The organism is Sediminibacillus dalangtanensis, from assembly GCF_017792025.1.
GTDB lineage: Bacteria > Bacillota > Bacilli > Bacillales > Amphibacillaceae > Sediminibacillus > Sediminibacillus dalangtanensis.
The window spans coordinates 1,671,126-1,690,429 of the sequence record NZ_CP046956.1; the positions used below are offsets into that span (position 1 = coordinate 1,671,126).

General features: G+C 42.2%; 17 protein-coding genes. 16 read left to right on the plus strand and 1 reads right to left on the minus strand.

All coding sequences use genetic code 11. From position 1 onward, the window contains the following. Positions 1-169: 169 nt before the first annotated feature. From ERJ70_RS08445 to ERJ70_RS08455, 3 genes are all read left to right on the plus strand, one after another. Complete coding sequence (locus ERJ70_RS08445) at positions 170-700, plus strand: YceD family protein (RefSeq protein ID WP_209368585.1); 531 nt, start codon at positions 170-172, stop codon at positions 698-700. 114 nt (positions 701-814) lie between these two features. Beyond that, on the plus strand, positions 815-988 hold the full coding sequence (rpmF, locus tag ERJ70_RS08450) for a 50S ribosomal protein L32 (RefSeq protein ID WP_026570466.1): 174 nt from the start codon (positions 815-817) through the stop codon (positions 986-988). A 517-nt stretch (positions 989-1,505) separates the two neighbouring features. Continuing rightward, entirely contained in the window at positions 1,506-1,991 is a 486-nt protein-coding gene (locus tag ERJ70_RS08455) for an RsfA family transcriptional regulator (RefSeq protein WP_209368587.1), read from the plus strand. A 102-nt stretch (positions 1,992-2,093) separates the two neighbouring features. On the opposite strand, the gene ERJ70_RS08460 is transcribed toward ERJ70_RS08455, so the two are convergent. Continuing rightward, entirely contained in the window at positions 2,094-2,573 is a 480-nt protein-coding gene (locus ERJ70_RS08460; RefSeq protein ID WP_209368588.1) for an N-acetyltransferase, read from the minus strand. Between the two features lie 231 nt (positions 2,574-2,804). Here ERJ70_RS08460 and ERJ70_RS08465 point away from each other — a divergent pair, with 231 nt between their 5' ends. From ERJ70_RS08465 to spoVE, 13 genes are all read left to right on the plus strand, one after another. After that, positions 2,805-3,695, plus strand: a complete 891-nt coding sequence (locus ERJ70_RS08465) for a 2-dehydropantoate 2-reductase (protein WP_209368590.1) — start codon at positions 2,805-2,807, stop codon at positions 3,693-3,695. Next, complete coding sequence (locus ERJ70_RS08470) at positions 3,688-4,071, plus strand: DUF3397 family protein (protein ID WP_209368592.1); 384 nt, start codon at positions 3,688-3,690, stop codon at positions 4,069-4,071. The genes ERJ70_RS08465 and ERJ70_RS08470 overlap by 8 nt, the downstream gene beginning before the upstream one ends. Positions 4,072-4,145: 74 nt before the next feature. After that, complete coding sequence (bshC, locus tag ERJ70_RS08475; protein ID WP_209368594.1) at positions 4,146-5,777, plus strand: bacillithiol biosynthesis cysteine-adding enzyme BshC; 1,632 nt, start codon at positions 4,146-4,148, stop codon at positions 5,775-5,777. Between the two features lie 316 nt (positions 5,778-6,093). Beyond that, entirely contained in the window at positions 6,094-6,525 is a 432-nt protein-coding gene (gene mraZ / locus ERJ70_RS08480; protein WP_026570460.1) for a division/cell wall cluster transcriptional repressor MraZ, read from the plus strand. A 34-nt stretch (positions 6,526-6,559) separates the two neighbouring features. Beyond that, positions 6,560-7,540, plus strand: coding sequence for a 16S rRNA (cytosine(1402)-N(4))-methyltransferase RsmH (rsmH, locus tag ERJ70_RS08485; RefSeq protein WP_209368596.1), 981 nt, complete (start codon positions 6,560-6,562; stop codon positions 7,538-7,540). Continuing rightward, positions 7,537-7,923: a cell division protein FtsL gene (ftsL, locus tag ERJ70_RS08490; protein WP_209368598.1), complete on the plus strand. Its 387-nt coding sequence runs from the start codon at positions 7,537-7,539 to the stop codon at positions 7,921-7,923. The genes rsmH and ftsL overlap by 4 nt, the downstream gene beginning before the upstream one ends. A gap of 19 nt (positions 7,924-7,942) precedes the next feature. Continuing rightward, positions 7,943-10,156 (plus strand): penicillin-binding protein, encoded by a 2,214-nt coding sequence (locus ERJ70_RS08495; protein WP_245208155.1) that lies wholly within the window; start codon positions 7,943-7,945, stop codon positions 10,154-10,156. Between the two features lie 79 nt (positions 10,157-10,235). Beyond that, positions 10,236-12,176 carry a stage V sporulation protein D gene (locus ERJ70_RS08500; protein WP_209368599.1) on the plus strand — a complete coding sequence of 647 codons (1,941 nt, stop codon included), beginning with the start codon at positions 10,236-10,238 and terminating at the stop codon, positions 12,174-12,176. A 199-nt stretch (positions 12,177-12,375) separates the two neighbouring features. Beyond that, positions 12,376-13,854 (plus strand): UDP-N-acetylmuramoyl-L-alanyl-D-glutamate--2,6-diaminopimelate ligase, encoded by a 1,479-nt coding sequence (locus ERJ70_RS08505; protein ID WP_209369229.1) that lies wholly within the window; start codon positions 12,376-12,378, stop codon positions 13,852-13,854. A gap of 3 nt (positions 13,855-13,857) precedes the next feature. After that, a complete protein-coding gene (locus tag ERJ70_RS08510; protein ID WP_209368600.1) occupies positions 13,858-15,216 on the plus strand; it encodes a UDP-N-acetylmuramoyl-tripeptide--D-alanyl-D-alanine ligase in 1,359 nt (452 codons plus the stop codon). A 70-nt stretch (positions 15,217-15,286) separates the two neighbouring features. Next, on the plus strand, positions 15,287-16,252 hold the full coding sequence (mraY, locus tag ERJ70_RS08515; protein ID WP_374099811.1) for a phospho-N-acetylmuramoyl-pentapeptide-transferase: 966 nt from the start codon (positions 15,287-15,289) through the stop codon (positions 16,250-16,252). Then, positions 16,249-17,598, plus strand: coding sequence for a UDP-N-acetylmuramoyl-L-alanine--D-glutamate ligase (murD, locus tag ERJ70_RS08520; protein ID WP_209368602.1), 1,350 nt, complete (start codon positions 16,249-16,251; stop codon positions 17,596-17,598). The genes mraY and murD overlap by 4 nt, the downstream gene beginning before the upstream one ends. Positions 17,599-17,670: 72 nt before the next feature. Then, positions 17,671-18,771 (plus strand): stage V sporulation protein E, encoded by a 1,101-nt coding sequence (gene spoVE / locus ERJ70_RS08525; protein WP_209369231.1) that lies wholly within the window; start codon positions 17,671-17,673, stop codon positions 18,769-18,771. The last annotated feature ends 533 nt before the right edge of the window (positions 18,772-19,304 follow it).

Consider the following 19,304-nt stretch of genomic DNA (forward strand, 5'->3'; position numbering starts at 1 on the left):
CGGCCATCTGCATTTTAATTTGGTTGTCACCGAAGAATATGTTAGTATACTAGAATATGCATTCCATGCATGTTTTTGAATCGGAATAAAATAAACGCTGTAAAGAAAAAATATTGACAAATGCCGGAATACCTTTTAAAATATTTTTTGTTGCCTTGAGGTGATATCAATGAAATTTCCTCTTCAAAAGTTAAAAATGGCCGGAACGGAAGGCTATTCATTTGAAGACCATGTAGATATTTCTGAAATAGAAGAAATGAACAATGACATTCGGAAAATTGATCCTGTTTTGGTCAAGGGTCGAGCAACCACACAGGGGGATGAAATTACCTTTCTTTTTTCGATTGAAGGAGAAATGATTCTTCCTTGTGCTAGAACCTTGGTGGATGTTCCTTATCCATTTCACATTGATGCTTTGGAAGTTTTTTCAGCTTCACCATATTACCAAGAAGAGGATGAATCAGAAATTCATCCGGTTGATGGAGAAATGCTTGACTTAACTCCTTATATAAAGGAAAATGTTTTATTGGAAGTACCGTTTCGTGTATTTTCTGATGATCCGAAGGTGCAGGAAAATGCTCTGACCGAAGGGGAAGGCTGGGAATTGCATACCGAAGGTAAAACAGAGGATAAGGTCGACCCGCGTCTGGAAAAACTGCAATCATTGCTGAAAAACAAAGATCAAGAAGAAAATCGCTGAGGATAGCTTTTCAGCTTCATCTTTACCTTATTATGACGAGCAGAAAAATAGTTTCTCTATTTTTTCTTCCGGATAAGGAATGATTTTCGTTATTAGTTGAAGGAGGTGTAAGACATGGCAGTACCTAAAAGAAGAACTTCTAAAAAAGTCAAAAACCAACGCCGTACGCATAAAAAACTTCACGTACCAGGTATGATTGAGTGCTCTAACTGTGGTGAATACACAAAACCGCACCATGTTTGCAAAAATTGCGGACATTATGACGGAAAACAAGTGGTTGAGCAATAATATCATCAATAGGCGTCCTTATAAGGAAATCACCTTTTGAACTTGCTAAACAAGCGGTTTGAAAGGTGATTTTTTTATTTTCGTGTTTGCTGTAAAATTGTGGTGTTTGCGTAAAAGATTTGGACCGGAACCTAATTTGCCGGATGATTTTCGAATAGGAGTGCTGATACTCGCTCCGAAATGCTTTTCGCGGACGGGGCTGGTGATCCTTCTTGCGCTTTAATCGAAGGTTCTCGCCGATGCCTTTCCTCCAACAAGGAATTCAAGGCAAAAGAAAGCATGATGGGCTAAGTGCATTTTCGTTTTATCTATTTTAAGATAGTGGACAATCAACAGGCGATTGTTCGGTGGCAGTGGTCTGAAAAACGTCATGCCATATCGCTTTCGATGGCTGCGAAGTTAAATAGAAGCAAATAGAAGGGTTTTCAAACGAAGAAAAAAATAGAACAGATAATTTTATTCTATCATTCCTATCTTTTGCATACATTGATAGCAAACCGTATACAGGAGGGATGATATGAACAATACGAGGCAGGACGCTTGGAGCCAGGATGAGGATGTCCTGCTTGCTGAGACTGTTCTTCGTTATATTAGAGAAGGGAAGACCCAACTCGAAGCTTTCAAGGAAGTCGCCAATCGCTTATCCAGAACCCCGGCTGCTTGCGGATTCCGCTGGAACGCTTCCATAAGAAAACAGTATCAGCAGGCAATTCAGCTTGCAAAACAGGATAGAAAGCAGGCGGACCATTATCCTGTCTATCAACCAGAAATAAAAAATGACGGGAAAGATGCTGGATTCGAAGCCGCCATTTCCATGCTGGAAAAGCTTCGGCATAGTTATGAATCAGCTAACAAGCAATCAATTGATACAGAAATTCAGCGGTTGAAAACAGAAAATGATCAATTGAAAGAGCGATTGAAAAGATACCGGGATGCCTGGAATGAAATTGGGGATGTGTGGAAGCGGGCGGACAGCCCGGAGGAAGAACGCCAGGCTAAATAGAAATATCCATCCATGGAAGTGGAAAAGAGCCGTCTTCAAGAGGCTGCCCTCACAGGCAGAACTCATGCAGGACGGCTTTGACGTTGAAGGTCGAGGTGTGCATTAGGAAACACTTTGTTCGGCTACACCTTCAGGAGTCCAAATCAATGGATTTTCTCCTAAATCTCTTTCCATATTGTATTTAGCTTTCTTGAAGCCCATCTTTTCCCAAAACCCGTGAGAATTGATTCTTGGATTCGTTTTGATCGGCAATTTATATTCTTTGGCGAAATCAACGAGTCGGCTGCCATATCCCCTTCCCTGATAATCAGGCAATACTTCCAGCTTCCATAATTCGAGATAATCTTGCGGTGGAGTGAAATATTGATCGTATTTTGCATCTACTTTATAAAGACTCATCCTGGCAACTAAAGCGTTTCCATAATAAATGCCGAAAAAAGGAGATTCACTGTCATTTTCAATAATGTTGCTCTCTAAATCCTCGAGCATGGAAAGTTCCTGGTTTCCGTACTCTTTAAATCGCTTGAATTTTTCGAGTGTTTTGTAGTTGACCAACAGCCTTTCTACCTTCACTTGATGCATCGTCATTTCCCCTTTCCTGCTATTGAACTGGCTGCCGCCAGATCCTTAAACGAAGCTTTCCGACGAGGAAAGCTTTTTTTGATTTCTTTACGCTTTCCTCTTTCATTATAGTATAAAAATTTTCAGAATGAAATGAATTGCAGCTATTTACTGGCAATCGAAAAAGTTTTGCAGATATTTTCAGCATTCTCTGCTACAATCCTAATAGTTGAATTTATTGAAGGTAAAAAAATGAAGGTTGGCATTATTGGCGGCGGGGCAGTCGGGCTCCTTACTGCTGCCAATTTAACTAAAGGGAATCACCAGGTCACCGTTTATGTAAGAAGGGAAGAGCAAAAACACGAAATCAATAAGGGAGGCGTCTCTTTGATTCCGGAGCACAGGATCTTTCCGGTCAAAGCACTGCTGTTAGAAGAGTTAAGACAAGAAGACGTAATAATGATTGCAGTTAAACAGTATCAGCTTTCTGAAATCCTCTCCAGTCTGCAATCCTATTCAAACATTCCGTTGATTTTCTTGCAAAATGGAATGGGGCATCTGGAACTGCTTAGACCGTTGAAGAATAGTCATCCCGTGCTATTGGCGGTAATTGAGTACGGCGCTTTAAAGCATGACGATCATACCGTCGAACAAACCGGGAAAGGATTGTGTAGAATAGCTTCATTAAGCGAAGCGTCTGCAACAAGCAGACAAATTATCCAGAAGCTAACGGCATCTTCCTACCCGATTAATTTGGAAGAAGACTGGTACAATATGTTGGCACAGAAACTGGTAGTTAATGCAGTCATTAATCCGCTTACCGCATTATTTCATGTCAAGAATGAAAGCCTGCTTAAGAATGAACATCTTCTATGGCTAGCTGGAAAACTGTGCCAGGAAGCTTGCGAAGTACTCGGATTAAGCACAGGTGAGTCATGGGAAATGGTAAAGCGAATAGCTTATCAAACGAAGGAGAATTATTCATCCATGTGCAAGGATATAGAAGCAGGAAGAAGGACGGAAATAGATGCAATATCTGGTTACATACTCGAAAAGGCGCAGTGTGACCTTTATTATACATCGTTTGCCTATCGAAGCATAAAGGCTTTGGAGATGAATGCGGGAGGCTTGAAAGATGATTGACTTAATGGTCTGGTTGCTTGCGTTTTGTTTGACGATGCCAATAGTTATTTCCTGGTTGATGTATATCGTTGTAAGAAAGGTAAGCAATAATCGCTTGAAGGCACTACATGTTTCTGTTAATTACACAACGCTATTATACATTCTATCAGTGGGAGTCATCTTCCATCACTTATATGGAACTACTTATTATGGGTACATCTTTATTTTCCTTATTGTACTTCTGAGTTTTTTTATCATCATGCAGTATAAAGTCAAGGGGGAAGTATTGTTTCTCACCGCTTGGAGGCGGTTTTGGAGACTTAGCTTTCTTCTGTTCACACTGCTTTATTTTCTGCTCGTCCTATACGGTATAACTGCAGGAATTCTTGCCGTGTAAACATAATAAGTGAATTTGCCTACTGTTTTATGTAAAATACGAATAGGCAAATTCAAATAAAGGAGCAGGTAATAGTGCGGATTGATCCAATTGAAACAAACATTCAAACGAAACTGATCGCTGGATACCGATCTGGAGACAAAGCGATTCAGGATAAATTCGATTATCAGCCTTTTCAACAGGAAACGTATGTACAAAGAGCTCAGGATATCAGCGACAAGCAATTCAATCGTGAGGGACTGTCCGCAGTCTTATCTGAATTAAATGCAAGATGGGGTGGAGCTCAGGCGACAATGCATAATATAGAACGGCTGAAAAACGAAGACAGTATGGTGATTGTCGGCGGCCAGCAGGCTGGACTGTTAACCGGCCCTCTATATACGATACATAAAATCATCTCGATTATCAATTTTTCCAAAGAACAGGAAAATCGGCTAGGAAGACCGGTGATACCGGTTTTTTGGATTGCTGGTGAGGATCATGACTTCGATGAAATCGATCATATTATGATGCCACAGGGTGAGCGCATGAAAAAGAACAGAGTCGGACAGCGTTCGGATCAAAAACAATCCGTCTCCGATTTGCAGGTTGATCATGCTCAAGCGGAAAAATGGTTGAAAAAAATTTTTTCTCAGATTCAAGAAACGGACAATACAAAGAATCTATATTCTTGCTGTCAAGATTTACTGCAAAGCTCAGGCACTTATGTAGATTTTTTTGCCAAAATTATATTGCGCCTGTTTGGAGAAGATGGGCTAGTGTTGGTGGATTCAGGAAATCCGCTGGTAAGGAAATTGGAGAGTGATAACTTCCTGGCGATGATAGAAAATCAATCTTCGATCAGCCAGGGGGTGTACCAGGAAATCCAAAAAAACAGAAATGAAGGGTATCCAATAGAGCTTGATGCCGAACCGGAGAGTGGGCACCTTTTTTATCATCTTGAGGGGAGCAGAGAAAGGGTATTGCTGTTCAAGCAAGAAGACAATACATGGGCTGGAAAGCAAAAGGAATGTAGCTTTACGACAGCAGAGCTTCGTCAAATTGCAATGGAGCATCCCGAAAAATTAAGCAACAATGTAGTTACCCGTCCATTGATGCAGGAACTGTTATTTCCTACACTTGCCTTTTTTGGCGGGCCTGGAGAAGTTGCTTATTGGTCGGTTTTAAAACCTGCTTTTCATGCGCTGCGAATCAAGATGCCCCCTGTACTCCCGCGATTGTCTTTTACATTGGTTGATAAGAATACTGAAAAAATAGTTCGCAATCTTTCTTTACCCATTAAAGCGGTGTTAGAGCGCGGAGTGAATGCTGAAAAAACAAATTGGCTTGCTTCCCAATCCAACCCACCGATAGAAATGTTAGCTGAACAGGTCAAGAAGTCTATCGAGGAAGCACATCGGCCATTACGTAAAGCTGCCGAAGCAATTCGGACGGACTTGAAACATGTTGCGGATAAAAACTTGGAGTATTTATACAGAGATATCGATTTTATAGAAGAAAGAATCAACAAAACCTTGCAGGATATGCATCGTAAGACGTTGGAAGAATATGATTCAGTGAATCTTTGCTTATATCCGGAAGGGGGATTACAGGAGAGATCCTGGAATGCGCTTCCCTGGATCAATCATCATGGCAAAGATTTTATCAGGCAGCTTACGGCATCATCCTTTGATTACAGTAAGGCGCACTATATTGTTTATTTATAAAAATGCTCAACTGGTGGTCAGAAACTCCTCCACTTTCCACCACTTGAGAAAAATCGATAAATGGAATAGTAAAGATTATTTGGTGTAATAGAACGCCCTGCATTTTGCAGGGCGTTTTTTTTGGGGCTAGTCAACGAGTTCGGTTCTTTTGGTGAAAGTGATCATCGCTTACTAAAAGCCTATAACCACGGGGTATCTGGGGTGTAGAAAAAAGATTTTTACAGATTGTTTACTTGTAAATAAGTTTTAATAAAAAATAAGTGGTGAATAGTGGGGGAATGTGGTACGATTAATTTAGAAAGTGGGGGCGGTCTCTATGTTCATGGGTGAGTTTCAACATAATATTGATACAAAAGGCCGGATAATCGTCCCTGCAAAATTCAGGGAAGGGCTTGGGGAAACCTTTGTCCTTACTCGCGGTTTGGATCAATGTTTATTTGCTTATCCTATGGACGAATGGGCGCTTTTGGAAGAAAAGCTGAAAAAGCTGCCGCTCACCAAAAAAGACGCCAGAGCGTTCACCAGGTTTTTCTTTTCTGGTGCCGTGGAATGTGAAGTGGACAAGCAGGGGAGAATAAATATACCAGCACCTTTGCGGAAGTACGCCGGGCTGGAAAAAGGATGTGTGGTCATCGGTGTCTCGAACAGAATAGAATTCTGGTCTGACAGTGAATGGGAAACCTATTTTGAAGCATCCGAAGACTCTTTTGCAGAAATTGCAGAAAATATGATGGATTTTGATATTTGATTTACCAATAGACAAAGCGTAAGCGGGTGAAGGTATGTTTGAACATTTTAGTGTGCTGAAACAAGAAGCAGTGGAAGGTTTGAATGTAAAGCCAAATGGTACATACATAGATTGTACGCTCGGTGGAGGCGGACATTCCGAGATGATAGCCAGCAAGCTTGGAATGGGCGGGATGCTGATCGCTTTCGATCAGGACGAACAGGCGCTTCAAGCCGCTAGAGAACGCCTCGCGCCTTACCAAGGAAAAGTTCTGTTCATCCATTCGAATTTCCGGAATTTGAAGGCGGAATTAGAAAATAACGGAGTAGAGGAAGTCGATGGGGTGTTATTTGATTTAGGCGTTTCCTCCCCTCAGCTCGACGATGCAGAGAGGGGATTCAGCTATCAACATGATGCAAGTCTGGATATGCGGATGGATCGATCCCAAGACTTTACTGCTTATCAGGTTATTAATCAATGGCCATATGAACAACTCGTGAAAATATTTTTCCGTTACGGTGAAGAGAAATTTTCCAAACAAATTGCCCGGAAAATCGAAGAGCGCAGAAAAGAAAAGTCTATCGATACCACATTTGAACTAGTCGATATTATCAAGGAAGCGATCCCGGCTCCGGCCAGAAGAAAGGGCGGACATCCGGCAAAAAGAATTTTTCAGGCTGTCAGGATAGCGGTAAATGATGAACTAAATGCATTTGATGAAGCATTGCACCAAGCGGCAGAGGTTATTGCTGTAAACGGGCGGCTATCTGTCATCACTTTCCATTCATTGGAAGACAGGCTCTGCAAGCAGGCTTTTAAGAAGTGGAGTACAACACCGCAGCTTCCCAGGAATATTCCGGTGATTCCAGAAGAAAGCAAGCCGCCGTTTAAACAAATCAATCGTAAACCGATTCTTCCAGAAGATGAAGAACTGGATGTCAACCGACGCTCCCGCTCAGCAAAACTGAGAATATTAGAGAAAGTAAAACCTTGGAACGACGAATTCAGTTATCAAGAAGGGTGGAATAAGAAATGAGCACATCACCATTAAAGAATTGGCAGGATTCCTGGCAAGAAACCGGCCGGCAAACGGTACCTGATACAAAGAAGCAGGTCAAAGTCAAAGTTCAAAAGAAAAAATGGATTACAACCGGAGAGAAATTCATTTATACTATATTCAGCGCTTTACTAGTGGGGGCATTATATTTTTCTGTCTCATTAAGCAGTTCTACGGATGCACTGAACAGAGAGGTGCAACAATTGGAACAGCAAGTGGAAAGGCAGCAGGAAATAAATCAGAATTTAGAATACAAAGCAAAAGATTTAAGTAATCCAGACCGAATTTTGAGAATCGCCAAGGAAAACGGTCTAAAGATCCAAAATACGGAAGTGAAGCAGGCAACTCAAATATCTGAATAAGTAAGGATGGAGATATGGCGTGCGAAAGAATAAAACGACTCATGTCATGTCATCGGTGTTTATGTTGTTATTTATCGTCTTATTCCTTGTTTTATCTGGACGCTTTTTATACATACAGGGAACAGGAGAAGTAGATGGAGTATCCTTGCAGGAGTGGGCCGACAAAAAACGGACCAACTCTTATGTAATTGAAGCAGAAAGAGGGCAGATATTGGACCGAAACGGGATGCCTCTTGCATACGACCGTGCAGTTTACCAAATTTCTGCTATTGTCGATGAAAGCTATTCGGAAGGATTGGAAGAGCCGAAGCACGTCGATGATATCGATAAGGCGGCTGACCAGTTGGCACCGCTGCTAAATATGGATGCAGCAAAAATAGCCGAAATCATGAAAAAGGGGCAGGAAGAAGGCAGGTTCCAAGTGGAATTCGGTGTCCATGGGAAAAATATTACCCAGGAGACAAAGGAAAAGATTGAAGACTTGGAAATTCCAGGGGTCAACTTCGAAAAAGATTCTATCCGCTATTACCCAAATGGTACATTCGCTTCCCAAGTGATTGGCATTGCGCAACAGCAGGAAGATAAGTTGATAGGCAGAAATGGGATAGAAGCAGAAATGGATGATGTGCTAAGCGGGAAGAATGGATCTATTTCCTACAAAAGGGACAACTTTAACACAAAACTGCTTGATCCGGATGAAGTGATCAAACAGGCCGATGACGGGGAAGACGTCTATCTGACAATTGATCAAAAAATCCAGACGTTATTAGAAGATGCAATGAGCCAGGTCGATAAGGATTATAATCCAGAGCGGATGACAGCAGTGGTGATGAACCCAAAGACAGGAGAAGTAGTGGCCATGAGCAATCGGCCTAGTTATAATCCGAATGAACTTGGGGAAGTGAGTAACTGGTATAACGACGTTGTATCCAACCCATTTGAACCAGGCTCCACCATGAAAATTTTTACGCTTGCTGCAGCGATAGAAGAAGGTGTCTTTAACCCGGACGAAAAGCTGAAATCGGGGTCTTATAAAAATGACCAAATGAACAGTCCGATACATGATTGGCGAAGAAACTGGGGAACCATCACTTATAAAGAAGGGATACAGCGATCTTCCAACGTGGCGGCTGCCAAGCTCGTATGGGAAAAGCTGGGGCCCGATAAATTCCTCGATTATTTAAAAGCTTTCCATTTTGATCAGAAAACAGGCATCGATTTGCCGAATGAACAACCGGGCCATATTCTTTATGATTGGCCAATTGAAAAAGTGACTACCGCTTACGGACAGGGGACGACTGTCACCCCTATACAACTGATGATGGCCGCATCTGCCATTGCCAATGACGGGAAAATGATGCGACCCTATGTCATTTCCAAAATTGTCAATTCAGAAACTGGACAGGTAATGAAAGAGAATGAACCAAAGCAATCGGGCCAGCCGGTTTCAAGCCAGACGGCAAAGGAAGTGAAAGATATCCTGGAGACGGTTATCACCTCTGAACATGGTACGGGTCATAATATATACAACTTAAATGATTACTCCGTAGCAGGCAAAACAGGTACGGCGCAGATCCCGGACTCAGAGACTGGACGTTATATGACAGGAGAGGAAAATTACCTATTTTCGTTTCTTGGAATGGCGCCTAAAGAAGATCCTGAGCTAATGATGTATGTATCGGTAAAACAACCGGATCTGGAAGAAAATGAATCTGGCTCTGCCCCAGTGTCATACATTTTTAAAAATGTGATGGAAAACAGTCTGCATTATTTAAATATTGAACCTGACCAGAAAAATGAGCAGAAAGTGGAAACGGTCAGCATGCCGGATATAGACGGATTGTCCGTTAATAAAGCAAAAGAGAAGCTAGAATCGAAAGGTTTGAAGCCCGCGGTTATCGGAAGCGGGAAAAAGGTAGAAGCTTTCAGCAACCGGCCTGGAGAACAACTTTTAGCCGGTAAAAAAGTCTTTATCCTAACTGAAAAACCGGAAATGCCGGACGTAAACGGATGGTCGATGCGTGATGTGCTCAAATTCGGGGATGTGGCAGGTATCGAGATAGAAACCATGGGAAAAGGATTTGCAGTTAAACAAAGCATAAAGAAGGGAACTGCACTGAAAAAAGATGATTACTTATTAGTTGAGTTCTCACCGCCGCAACGCGAAGAAGATAATAAGGTTAAAGAGGAAGAAAACCCGGAAGCTTCCGATGACGGTTCTGGGGAACAATGATAATGAAAACAGCAGTGTTCTATTCGTTTTCAGCCATTCATATATTGGATACAAGCATACCTTTGTAAGGAGATGTCCTATGAAACGAGTATCCAATGTAACAATGCGAAAACGTTTAGTCACTGTTTTTCTTTTGGGAATTTTTGTTTTTGGAATCATCGATATCCGGCTTGGTTACGTACAATTTGTCCTTGGAGACTGGCTTACAGGGGAAGCGAAAGAACTATGGAGCCGTGATATCGTCTTTGAACCGGAGCGTGGCGAGATTTTGGACAAGAATGGCGAGGTTTTGGCTGAAAATGTGTCTGCTCCTACTGTCATGCTGGTTCCTCGTCAGATAAAAGATCCTGAAAATACCGCAGAATCCCTGGCCAAAATCCTTAACATGGACAAGAAAAAGGCTTATCAAGAGGTCACTAAAAATGAAAATATTGTTAGACTTCATCCGGAGGGGCGGAAAATTTCGGAAGAAAAGGCTGATGCTATCCGGGCATTGGGAATGGAGGGAGTTTATATAGCGGAAGATTCCAAACGCCACTATCCAAAAGGTTCATATTTATCTCATGTGCTTGGGTTCAGTGGAATCGACAACCAGGGTCTAATGGGACTGGAACAGTATTATGATGAACAGCTGAGCGGTGAAAAAGGTAGTCTCTCCTATTTTTCCGATGCCAAAGGACAGCGTATGGCTGATTTGGCAGATGTATATAACCCACCTGTGGATGGGAATTCCTTGAAACTGTCAATCGATTCCAGGGTACAGACAATAATGGAGCGTGAGCTGGACCTTGCTGTCTCGGAATATAATCCTGATGGAGCTATTGCGATTGCTGTGGATCCTAAAACGGGGGGGATACTTGGAATGTCTTCCAGACCGACCTTTGACCCTGAACATTACCAGGATTATGATTCAAGTGTATATAACAAAAACCTTCCGATTTGGAGTACGTATGAACCAGGCTCTACCTTCAAAATCATTACGCTTGCAGCTGCATTGGAGGAAGATGCTGTAGATTTATATGAAGAAGAATTTCACGATGATGGATCAATCGAAGTTGGTGGAGCCACTTTGCATTGCTGGAAGAGCGGCGGGCATGGCCATCAGACTTTTCTGGAAGTCGTACAGAATTCTTGCAACCCAGGTTTTGTCACGCTTGGTGAACGTTTGGGAAAGGAGAAGCTGTTTTCCTATATTGATGACTTCGGATTTGGAAAAAAGACCGGCATCGATCTACAGGGAGAAGGAACGGGAATCCTGTTCAAACCGGAAAATATCGGACCTGTCGAATTGGCGACAACCGCTTTTGGTCAAGGCGTTTCTGTTACCCCGATTCAGCAAGTAATGGCTGTGGCAGCTGCGGTGAATGGAGGATATTTATATGAACCATATATCGCCGAAGAATGGATTGACCCCAAAACAAACAAAGTCGTTGAAAAAACGGAGCCGACCCTTCGAAACAGAGTGATTTCCAACGAAACTTCTAAAGAGATCAGGGACGCGTTAGAAAGTGTCGTTGCCAAAGGCACCGGAAGAGGTGCTTATGTCGAGGGGTATCGAGTAGGTGGAAAAACAGGGACTGCCCAAAAGGTAGGGAAGGATGGCAAATATATGAGCAATAACCACATCGTTTCCTTTATGGGCTTTGCCCCAGCTGACGACCCTGAAATTGTCGTTTATGTTGCTATCGATAATCCGAAAGATACGGTCCAATTCGGAGGTGTTGTAGCAGCTCCGATCGTCGGGAGCATTATCGGAGATAGTTTGAGAGCTCTTGGTGTTAAAAAACGCACCAATGGGCTGGAAAAGGAATATCAGTGGCCTGATCAGCCGTTGGTAGAGGTTCCAGACTTGGTTGGTTTAAGTAAAAATGAATTGATGGAATACATGGTGAACCTATCTGTTGAAACAAGTGGTACAGGCGAATATATCATTGATCAGGCACCTAAACCTGGCACCAAACTAGAACAGGGCAAAGAAGTAAGAATCTACCTTTCCGAAAAAAAACCGGATGAAAATTAGCAACCCATCCGGCCAAGAGGAAAAACTTCTGTTATAATAAAGTGATGTAAATAATTTAAACTAAAATCGTTCAATCGTCTACAGGAGTCTTGTTCTTGTGGCGATTGGGCGATTAACAGTGAGCTAAAAAGGGAATTCAGACAAAATGTACATGGAAGATGTCAAGAAATTGGTTTTTAGAAGGTTAGGATGTGGAATGATGAAACTTACGGAGATTTTAGATGCTTTACATTTTTATCGAGAGACGAAAGAGATTGAAAACGTAACAATCAAGGGATTGGAAATAGATTCTAGAAATGTTGAACAAGGCGACTTGTTCATTTGTATCGAGGGTTTTACAGTCGATGGCCACTTGTATGCCCGGCAAGCCGAGGAACAAGGTGCTGCAGCTGTTATCGCTGAGAAACCGGTGGATGTTTCTATCCCCGTCATCCTTGTGAATGACACCACAAAAGCAGTAGCCCTTCTGGCTAACAAATTTTATGACTATCCGACCGAGAAGCTCAACGTAATTGGGGTTACAGGAACGAATGGCAAGACATCTGTCACCTATTTGCTTGAAGCAATATTCAAAGAGCAACGGAAAAAGACCGGTTTAATTGGAACAATACAAATGAAAATGGAAGACGATTGTTTTGATGTCAAAAATACAACACCGGATTCGTTGTTCTTGCAAAGAAGTTTTCAACAAATGGTGAATAGAAAAATCGATACCGTTTTTATGGAGGTATCATCCCATGCGCTGGACTTAGGCAGGGTTTACGGATGTGATTTTGATATAGCCGTATTTACCAACCTTTCTCAAGACCACTTGGATTATCATGCGAGCATGGGAGATTATTTGCATGCAAAAAGCTTGTTATTTTCTCAACTGGGGAATAGGTATGATGAGAAAAAGCCAAAGTTTGCCGTCGTCAATAAAGATGACCCTCATTCCAAAATGTTGATAAAAAGTACTTCCCAACCTGTCATCACTTACGGAATCGAACAGCAGGCAGACATTCGAGCTATCGACGTCAAGCTTGATGCCAATGGGTCCAGTTTCTTGTTAAAAACGTTTAATGAGGAAGTACACATCACTAGTAAGTTGATGGGGAACTTCAGCGTATATAATATGCTTGCGGCTGCCTCTGCTGCTATTTGTGCCGGGATTCCGTTACATACGATAAAACGGGCACTGGAATCAACTACTGGTGTTAGCGGACGATTCGAACCTGTAAATCTCGGTCAACCGTTTGGAGTAATTGTGGACTACGCCCATACCCCTGATTCTTTGGAAAACGTTCTGGAAACGATCCGCTCTTTCGTGAAGAGGAAAGTATACGTCGTGGTTGGTTGCGGAGGAGACAGAGATAAATCGAAACGGCCGTTGATGGCTGATGCAGCTGTTAAGTATGCAGATTTGGCTATTTTCACTTCCGACAACCCGCGTACAGAAGAACCGCAGGCTATCTTAAACGATATGGTCGCTGGTCTCCAAGGGAATAATTTTCAAGTGATCGAAAATCGCAAACAGGCAATTGATGAAGCAATACGGCTCGCAGAGGAAGATGACATTGTATTGATTGCCGGAAAAGGACATGAAACCTATCAGCTGATTAATGGAGAGGTTCATGATTTTGATGATAGAATCGTAGCGGCTAATGCAATCAAGTTTAACTGGAATAAGGAGAATTGAGTCATGTTGTTTACCACCGAATTTTTGGCGGATGTGTTTGATGATTACAAAGGCGCTGTTCAGGATAGCATTGAAATAAATGAGGTGATCACAGACAGCCGCAGACAAAGCCATAAATCGTTATTCATCCCCTTGGTTGGGGAGTCCTTCGATGGGCATGATTTTTTAAAGGGAGCTTTTGATAATGGGGCGGTTGCAATATTATGGGCAAAAGACAGGGAACTTCCTGAATTCCTGCCTGCCGGCTTCCCGGTGTTTTATGTGGATGATACGCTGGAGGGATTGCAACTGCTTGCCCGCGAATATCGTAAACGAATCAATCCGACCGTTATTGGAATTACTGGTTCTAACGGAAAAACGACAACCAAAGACCTTGTTGGAACAGTAACGGCTTCTTACTATCGTACCCATCGGACAAAGGGAAACCTTAACAATCATATAGGTGTACCATTGACCATATTGTCGATGCCGCCACAAACAGAGGTGCTCGTGTTGGAAATGGGCATGAGCGGATTTGGCGAAATTGAATTGCTGTCTAAAATAGCCGAACCGGATTATGCGGTGATTACGAATATCGGAGAATCACATATTGAGTATTTGGGTTCAAGGGAAGGAATCGCTCAGGCTAAATCGGAGATTTTGGCTGGATTGAAATCGGATGGCCGTCTATTTATTGACGGTGATGAAGCGCTGCTGTCCCCTTTGAAGCAAAGAGAGGATGTTATCGGGTGTGGTTTTCAACCCGACAATCAGATAACAGCCGATCAGATTCGTATGTATTCCGACAAAATCACTTTTCGGTTTAATGGACAAATTGCATATGAATTAAATATGCTTGGAGAACATAATGTTAAGAATGCATTATTTGCGATTGCTATCGCTGATCAATTAGCTATTCCGGAACAATATATCAAGTCTTCCTTGTCGAATCTTGAATTGACCGGTATGCGTTTTGAATTTATGAGCGGAAGGAATCAGTCGACGATTATCAATGATGCATATAATGCTTCTCCTACCTCAATGAAAGCCTCGATCAGTGTGGTTCAGCAATTAACAGGGTATCAAAGGAAAGTGCTGGTACTAGGAGATATCTTTGAGCTGGGCGAGCAGGCGTCTGCTCTCCATCGGCAAGTCGCTGCTGCCATTAATCAGGAAATCGATGTACTGTTTACAGTCGGCAGCAATGCGCGTGAAATTTCGGATGCGAAACAAAATGAACTTCGTCTGGTCCAGCACTTCGATTCGCTGGATGATTTGACAACTGCTCTCCTGCCACTGTTGGATGATGGCACCCTTGTCCTATTAAAGGCATCCAGAGGCATGAAGCTGGAAACGATGCTCAAAGACATTGCTAATCAATAACTAGAAAGAACTAAATGGGCGGGTTTTTGCAATAAAGGAGGAAATAACTGTGAATGAATATGTATTACTAATGACCATGGCAATATCTTTTCTGATAACCGTCCTGATTTCTCCAGTATTTATCCCATTCTTACGTAGATTAAAGTTTGGACAAAGTATTAGAGAAGAAGGTCCGAAATCCCATATGAAAAAGACTGGAACACCGACAATGGGGGGGCTTATGATTCTCCTCAGTGTAGCTATCACGACTCTGGTGATGATCGGCAAATTTAATCCGCACCCATTCGGCTTCCAAATTGTATTACTGCTAATCGTATTACTAGGCTTCGGTCTGCTCGGTTTTCTGGACGATTTTATCAAGGTGGCAATGAAAAGAAATCTTGGATTGACTTCCAAACAGAAGATGGCTGGACAGATTATTATTTCTTTGGTTTTTTACTTTATTTTGAAAGCGAACGATTTCCCTACTTATATTCAAATCCCAGGTACAAATATTCAATGGGAACTGGGCTGGGCTTATGCAATCTTAATTATAGTCATACTGGTTGGTTCTTCCAACGCCGTGAATTTAACTGATGGGCTCGACGGCTTGCTGGCAGGAACAGCAGCTATAGCTTTCGGTGCTTTTGGTATTCTTGCATGGTATGGGTTTACGCAATTCGAAGTAACTATATTTTCTTTGGCAGTAGTCGGAGCTTTGCTCGGTTTTTTGGTCTTCAATGCGCATCCTGCGAAAGTATTCATGGGCGATACCGGATCGCTAGCACTCGGGGGAGCTATTGGAGCGATAGCCATTCTTACAAAGATGGAAATTCTGCTGATCGTTATTGGCGGTGTTTTTGTCATTGAAACACTTTCTGTCATTATTCAAGTTATATCTTTTAAAACAACAGGTAAACGGGTGTTCAAAATGAGCCCCTTACACCATCATTATGAGTTGATGGGATGGTCTGAGTGGCGGGTGGTAACGACGTTTTGGCTGGTGGGACTTGTATTTGCAGCACTCGGGGTTTATATCGAGGTGTGGTCATTTTGAAAACATTGATTAATTTTCCTTATGAAAAAATTCTTGTACTCGGACTTGCTAAAAGCGGCACCGCTGCAGCTAAATTGCTCCATGAAAGTGGGAAGGAAGTACGGGTAAATGATTTAAAAGCTGATCAAGACAGTGATCAGGTACAAGAATTGACAGGTTTAGGAATTGAAGTAGTAACTGGTGGACATCCGCTTTCTGTACTGGAAGGTGTTGAGTTGTTAGTGAAAAACCCGGGCATTCCTTACGAGAATCCCGTTGTCAGAGAAGCTGAAAACAGGAAGATTCCGATTATCACGGAAGTGGAATTGGCTGGAAGACTCGTAAATGATTCCATTATTGGGATAACGGGCTCCAATGGAAAAACAACGACCACAACATTGATTTACGAAATGCTCAACCAAAGTGGCTGTAAAACCCAACTTGCTGGGAATATCGGTAATGTCTCTTGTGAAGTCGCCCGGAACATGGCCGAAGATGAATGGATGGTTATTGAACTATCGTCTTTTCAGTTATTGGGGATAGACAAGTTCAAACCAAAGATTTCGGTCTTGCTCAATCTATTTGAGGCCCACTTGGATTACCATAAATCGTTCGAGAATTACAAACAAGCGAAAGCTGGCATTATGAAGAATCAAACCGAAGATGATTTTATCGTATTTAATGCGGATGACAACGAGATTGCAGATATCGCAGCTCATTCTGCTGCAGAGAAAGTACCTTTTTCCAAAACAAAAAAAATGCCGGATGGCGCCTGGTGCGATGACAAGTATTTATATTTTAAAACGGAAACGGTCATCTCCTTAAAGGACATCGTACTTGTCGGCAGCCACAATCTCGAAAATATCATGGCAGCTGTCAGTGCGGCCAAATTAAGCGGAGCTGATAATGAAGGAATCAGACAAGTGCTGAATACGTTTACTGGTGTTAAACACCGGCTTCAGTTCGTCAGCAACGTAAATGGACGTTTATTTTACAATGATTCCAAAGCTACCAATATACTGGCAACCAGCAAAGCGTTGTCTTCCTTCAGCCAGCCGACCATTTTATTAGCAGGGGGGCTGGACCGAGGCGGCTCTTTTGCTGATTTAATCCCTTCATTGGAATTTGTCAAGGCGGTCATCGTTTTTGGAGAGACGGCAGATAAAATAGCCGAAACGGCGAGCGACGCAGGAATTAAAACAATTGAATATGCAAAAAACGTAGAAGAGGCTGCCCGCAAAGCTTATCAGCTTTCCTTGGAGGAAGATGTGATTTTGTTATCACCTGCTTGTGCAAGCTGGGATCAATACCGCACTTTCGAGGAAAGAGGAGACATGTTTATGCAAGCTGTGCATACATTAGAGTAGGGGGCTTGGACTACTCACCCCCATTACCGTGTACGAAAGGGAATTGGGGGTGTTTTTTTGGCTAAAAAATGGGTGAATGATGCAAAAGATTCTCCGGATTATCTGTTGGTAATAACGATTTTAACTCTGCTCACAATAGGTGTGGTCATGGTTTACAGTGCTTCTGCAATCTGGGGAGAATATAAATTTGATGATGGCTTTTTCTTTGTGAAACGACAGTTGCTATTTGCCGGATCGGGTATTGCAGCAATGTTGGTAGTCATGAACGTGCCTTATTCTTCTTGGCAGAAATATGCCAAACCATTGCTTTTTATCTGTTTTGTTTTGTTGTTGGCTGTGTTGATCCCTGGCGTGGGACTGGTAAGGGGAGGAGCTAGAAGCTGGATCGGAGTTGGAGCGTTCAGCATTCAGCCTTCTGAATTTATGAAACTTGGGTTGATTATATTTTTATCGACTTATTTGGCAAGCAATCAAAAATACATCACTTCTTTCAAAAAAGGTTTTCTCCCTGCATTACTGCTGATATTTACTGCTTTCGGGCTGATCATGTTGCAGCCAGACTTAGGGACGGGTGTCGTCCTTGTACTGACCTGTTTTGTCATGTTGTTTGTAGCAGGAGCGAAAATCACACATTTTTTAGGTCTGGGAATACTTGGTATTGCAGGATTTCTCGGTTTGATTTTGTCGGCTCCCTACAGGATCAACCGGATTACCGCTTTTTTAAATCCGTGGGAAGATCCTTTGGGGAATGGCTTTCAAATTATTCAATCTTTATATGCGATTGGTCCGGGTGGTTTGATGGGATTAGGACTCGGGCAAAGTCTGCAAAAGTTTTTTTATCTACCCGAACCACATAATGATTTCATTTTTGCCATTGTCGCAGAAGAACTTGGTTTTATCGGAGGGACATTTCTGATCATGCTGTTCGGCGTGTTTTTATGGCGTGGAATCCGCATTTCATTGGCGGCACCTGATACATTCGGAAGTTTGCTTGGATTAGGGATTGTCGGGATGGTTACCCTCCAAATCATGATCAATGTCAGTGTTGTAATCGGTCTGATTCCAGTTACAGGTATTACGCTTCCTTTTCTAAGTTATGGAGGTTCATCGCTGACGTTGACTTTATGTTCTATGGGGATTTTATTAAATATCAGCCGGTACGCAAAGTATTGATTTTTAATCAACTTGCAAAGTAAGAGGTCGAATCCGATGTGATTCGGCCTCTTATTATTTGATGAAAACATCGCTCGGGACAGTGTTCACATTTATTCTAACCAGTAATTGGACTACCTGCTAAATCGCCCTGTTTTTTGTACAAGCTTTTCAACCGCAAAAAATATAACCTGCGACATTGTTTTATACTCCTTCCTAACTTCTTGGATTTATTGAGTGGGAGTTCGGCGCTACGGAAATACCCTGCTTTCCGCAGCGTTGGATTAGTACTCATTCTGTTAAGACTAGGAGGAAGAAACAGCAGGGTTATGTCGCAGGTTTCTATCAACTTCTTTCTTACAACTACAAATTGAATGAGGTGAGATTAAGGGTGTATTGGGTGAAGTAGCGGAATTGCGACGAAAGTATCACCTTAAAACATGACGAAGCATCCGGAAAATGTGATATAATTTTAACAGAAACAACCGTAACGGCATACCAAATGTCGTTTGTTTATGTTTCAGTTTTAAAACCTCGATTTATATGGTTCATCA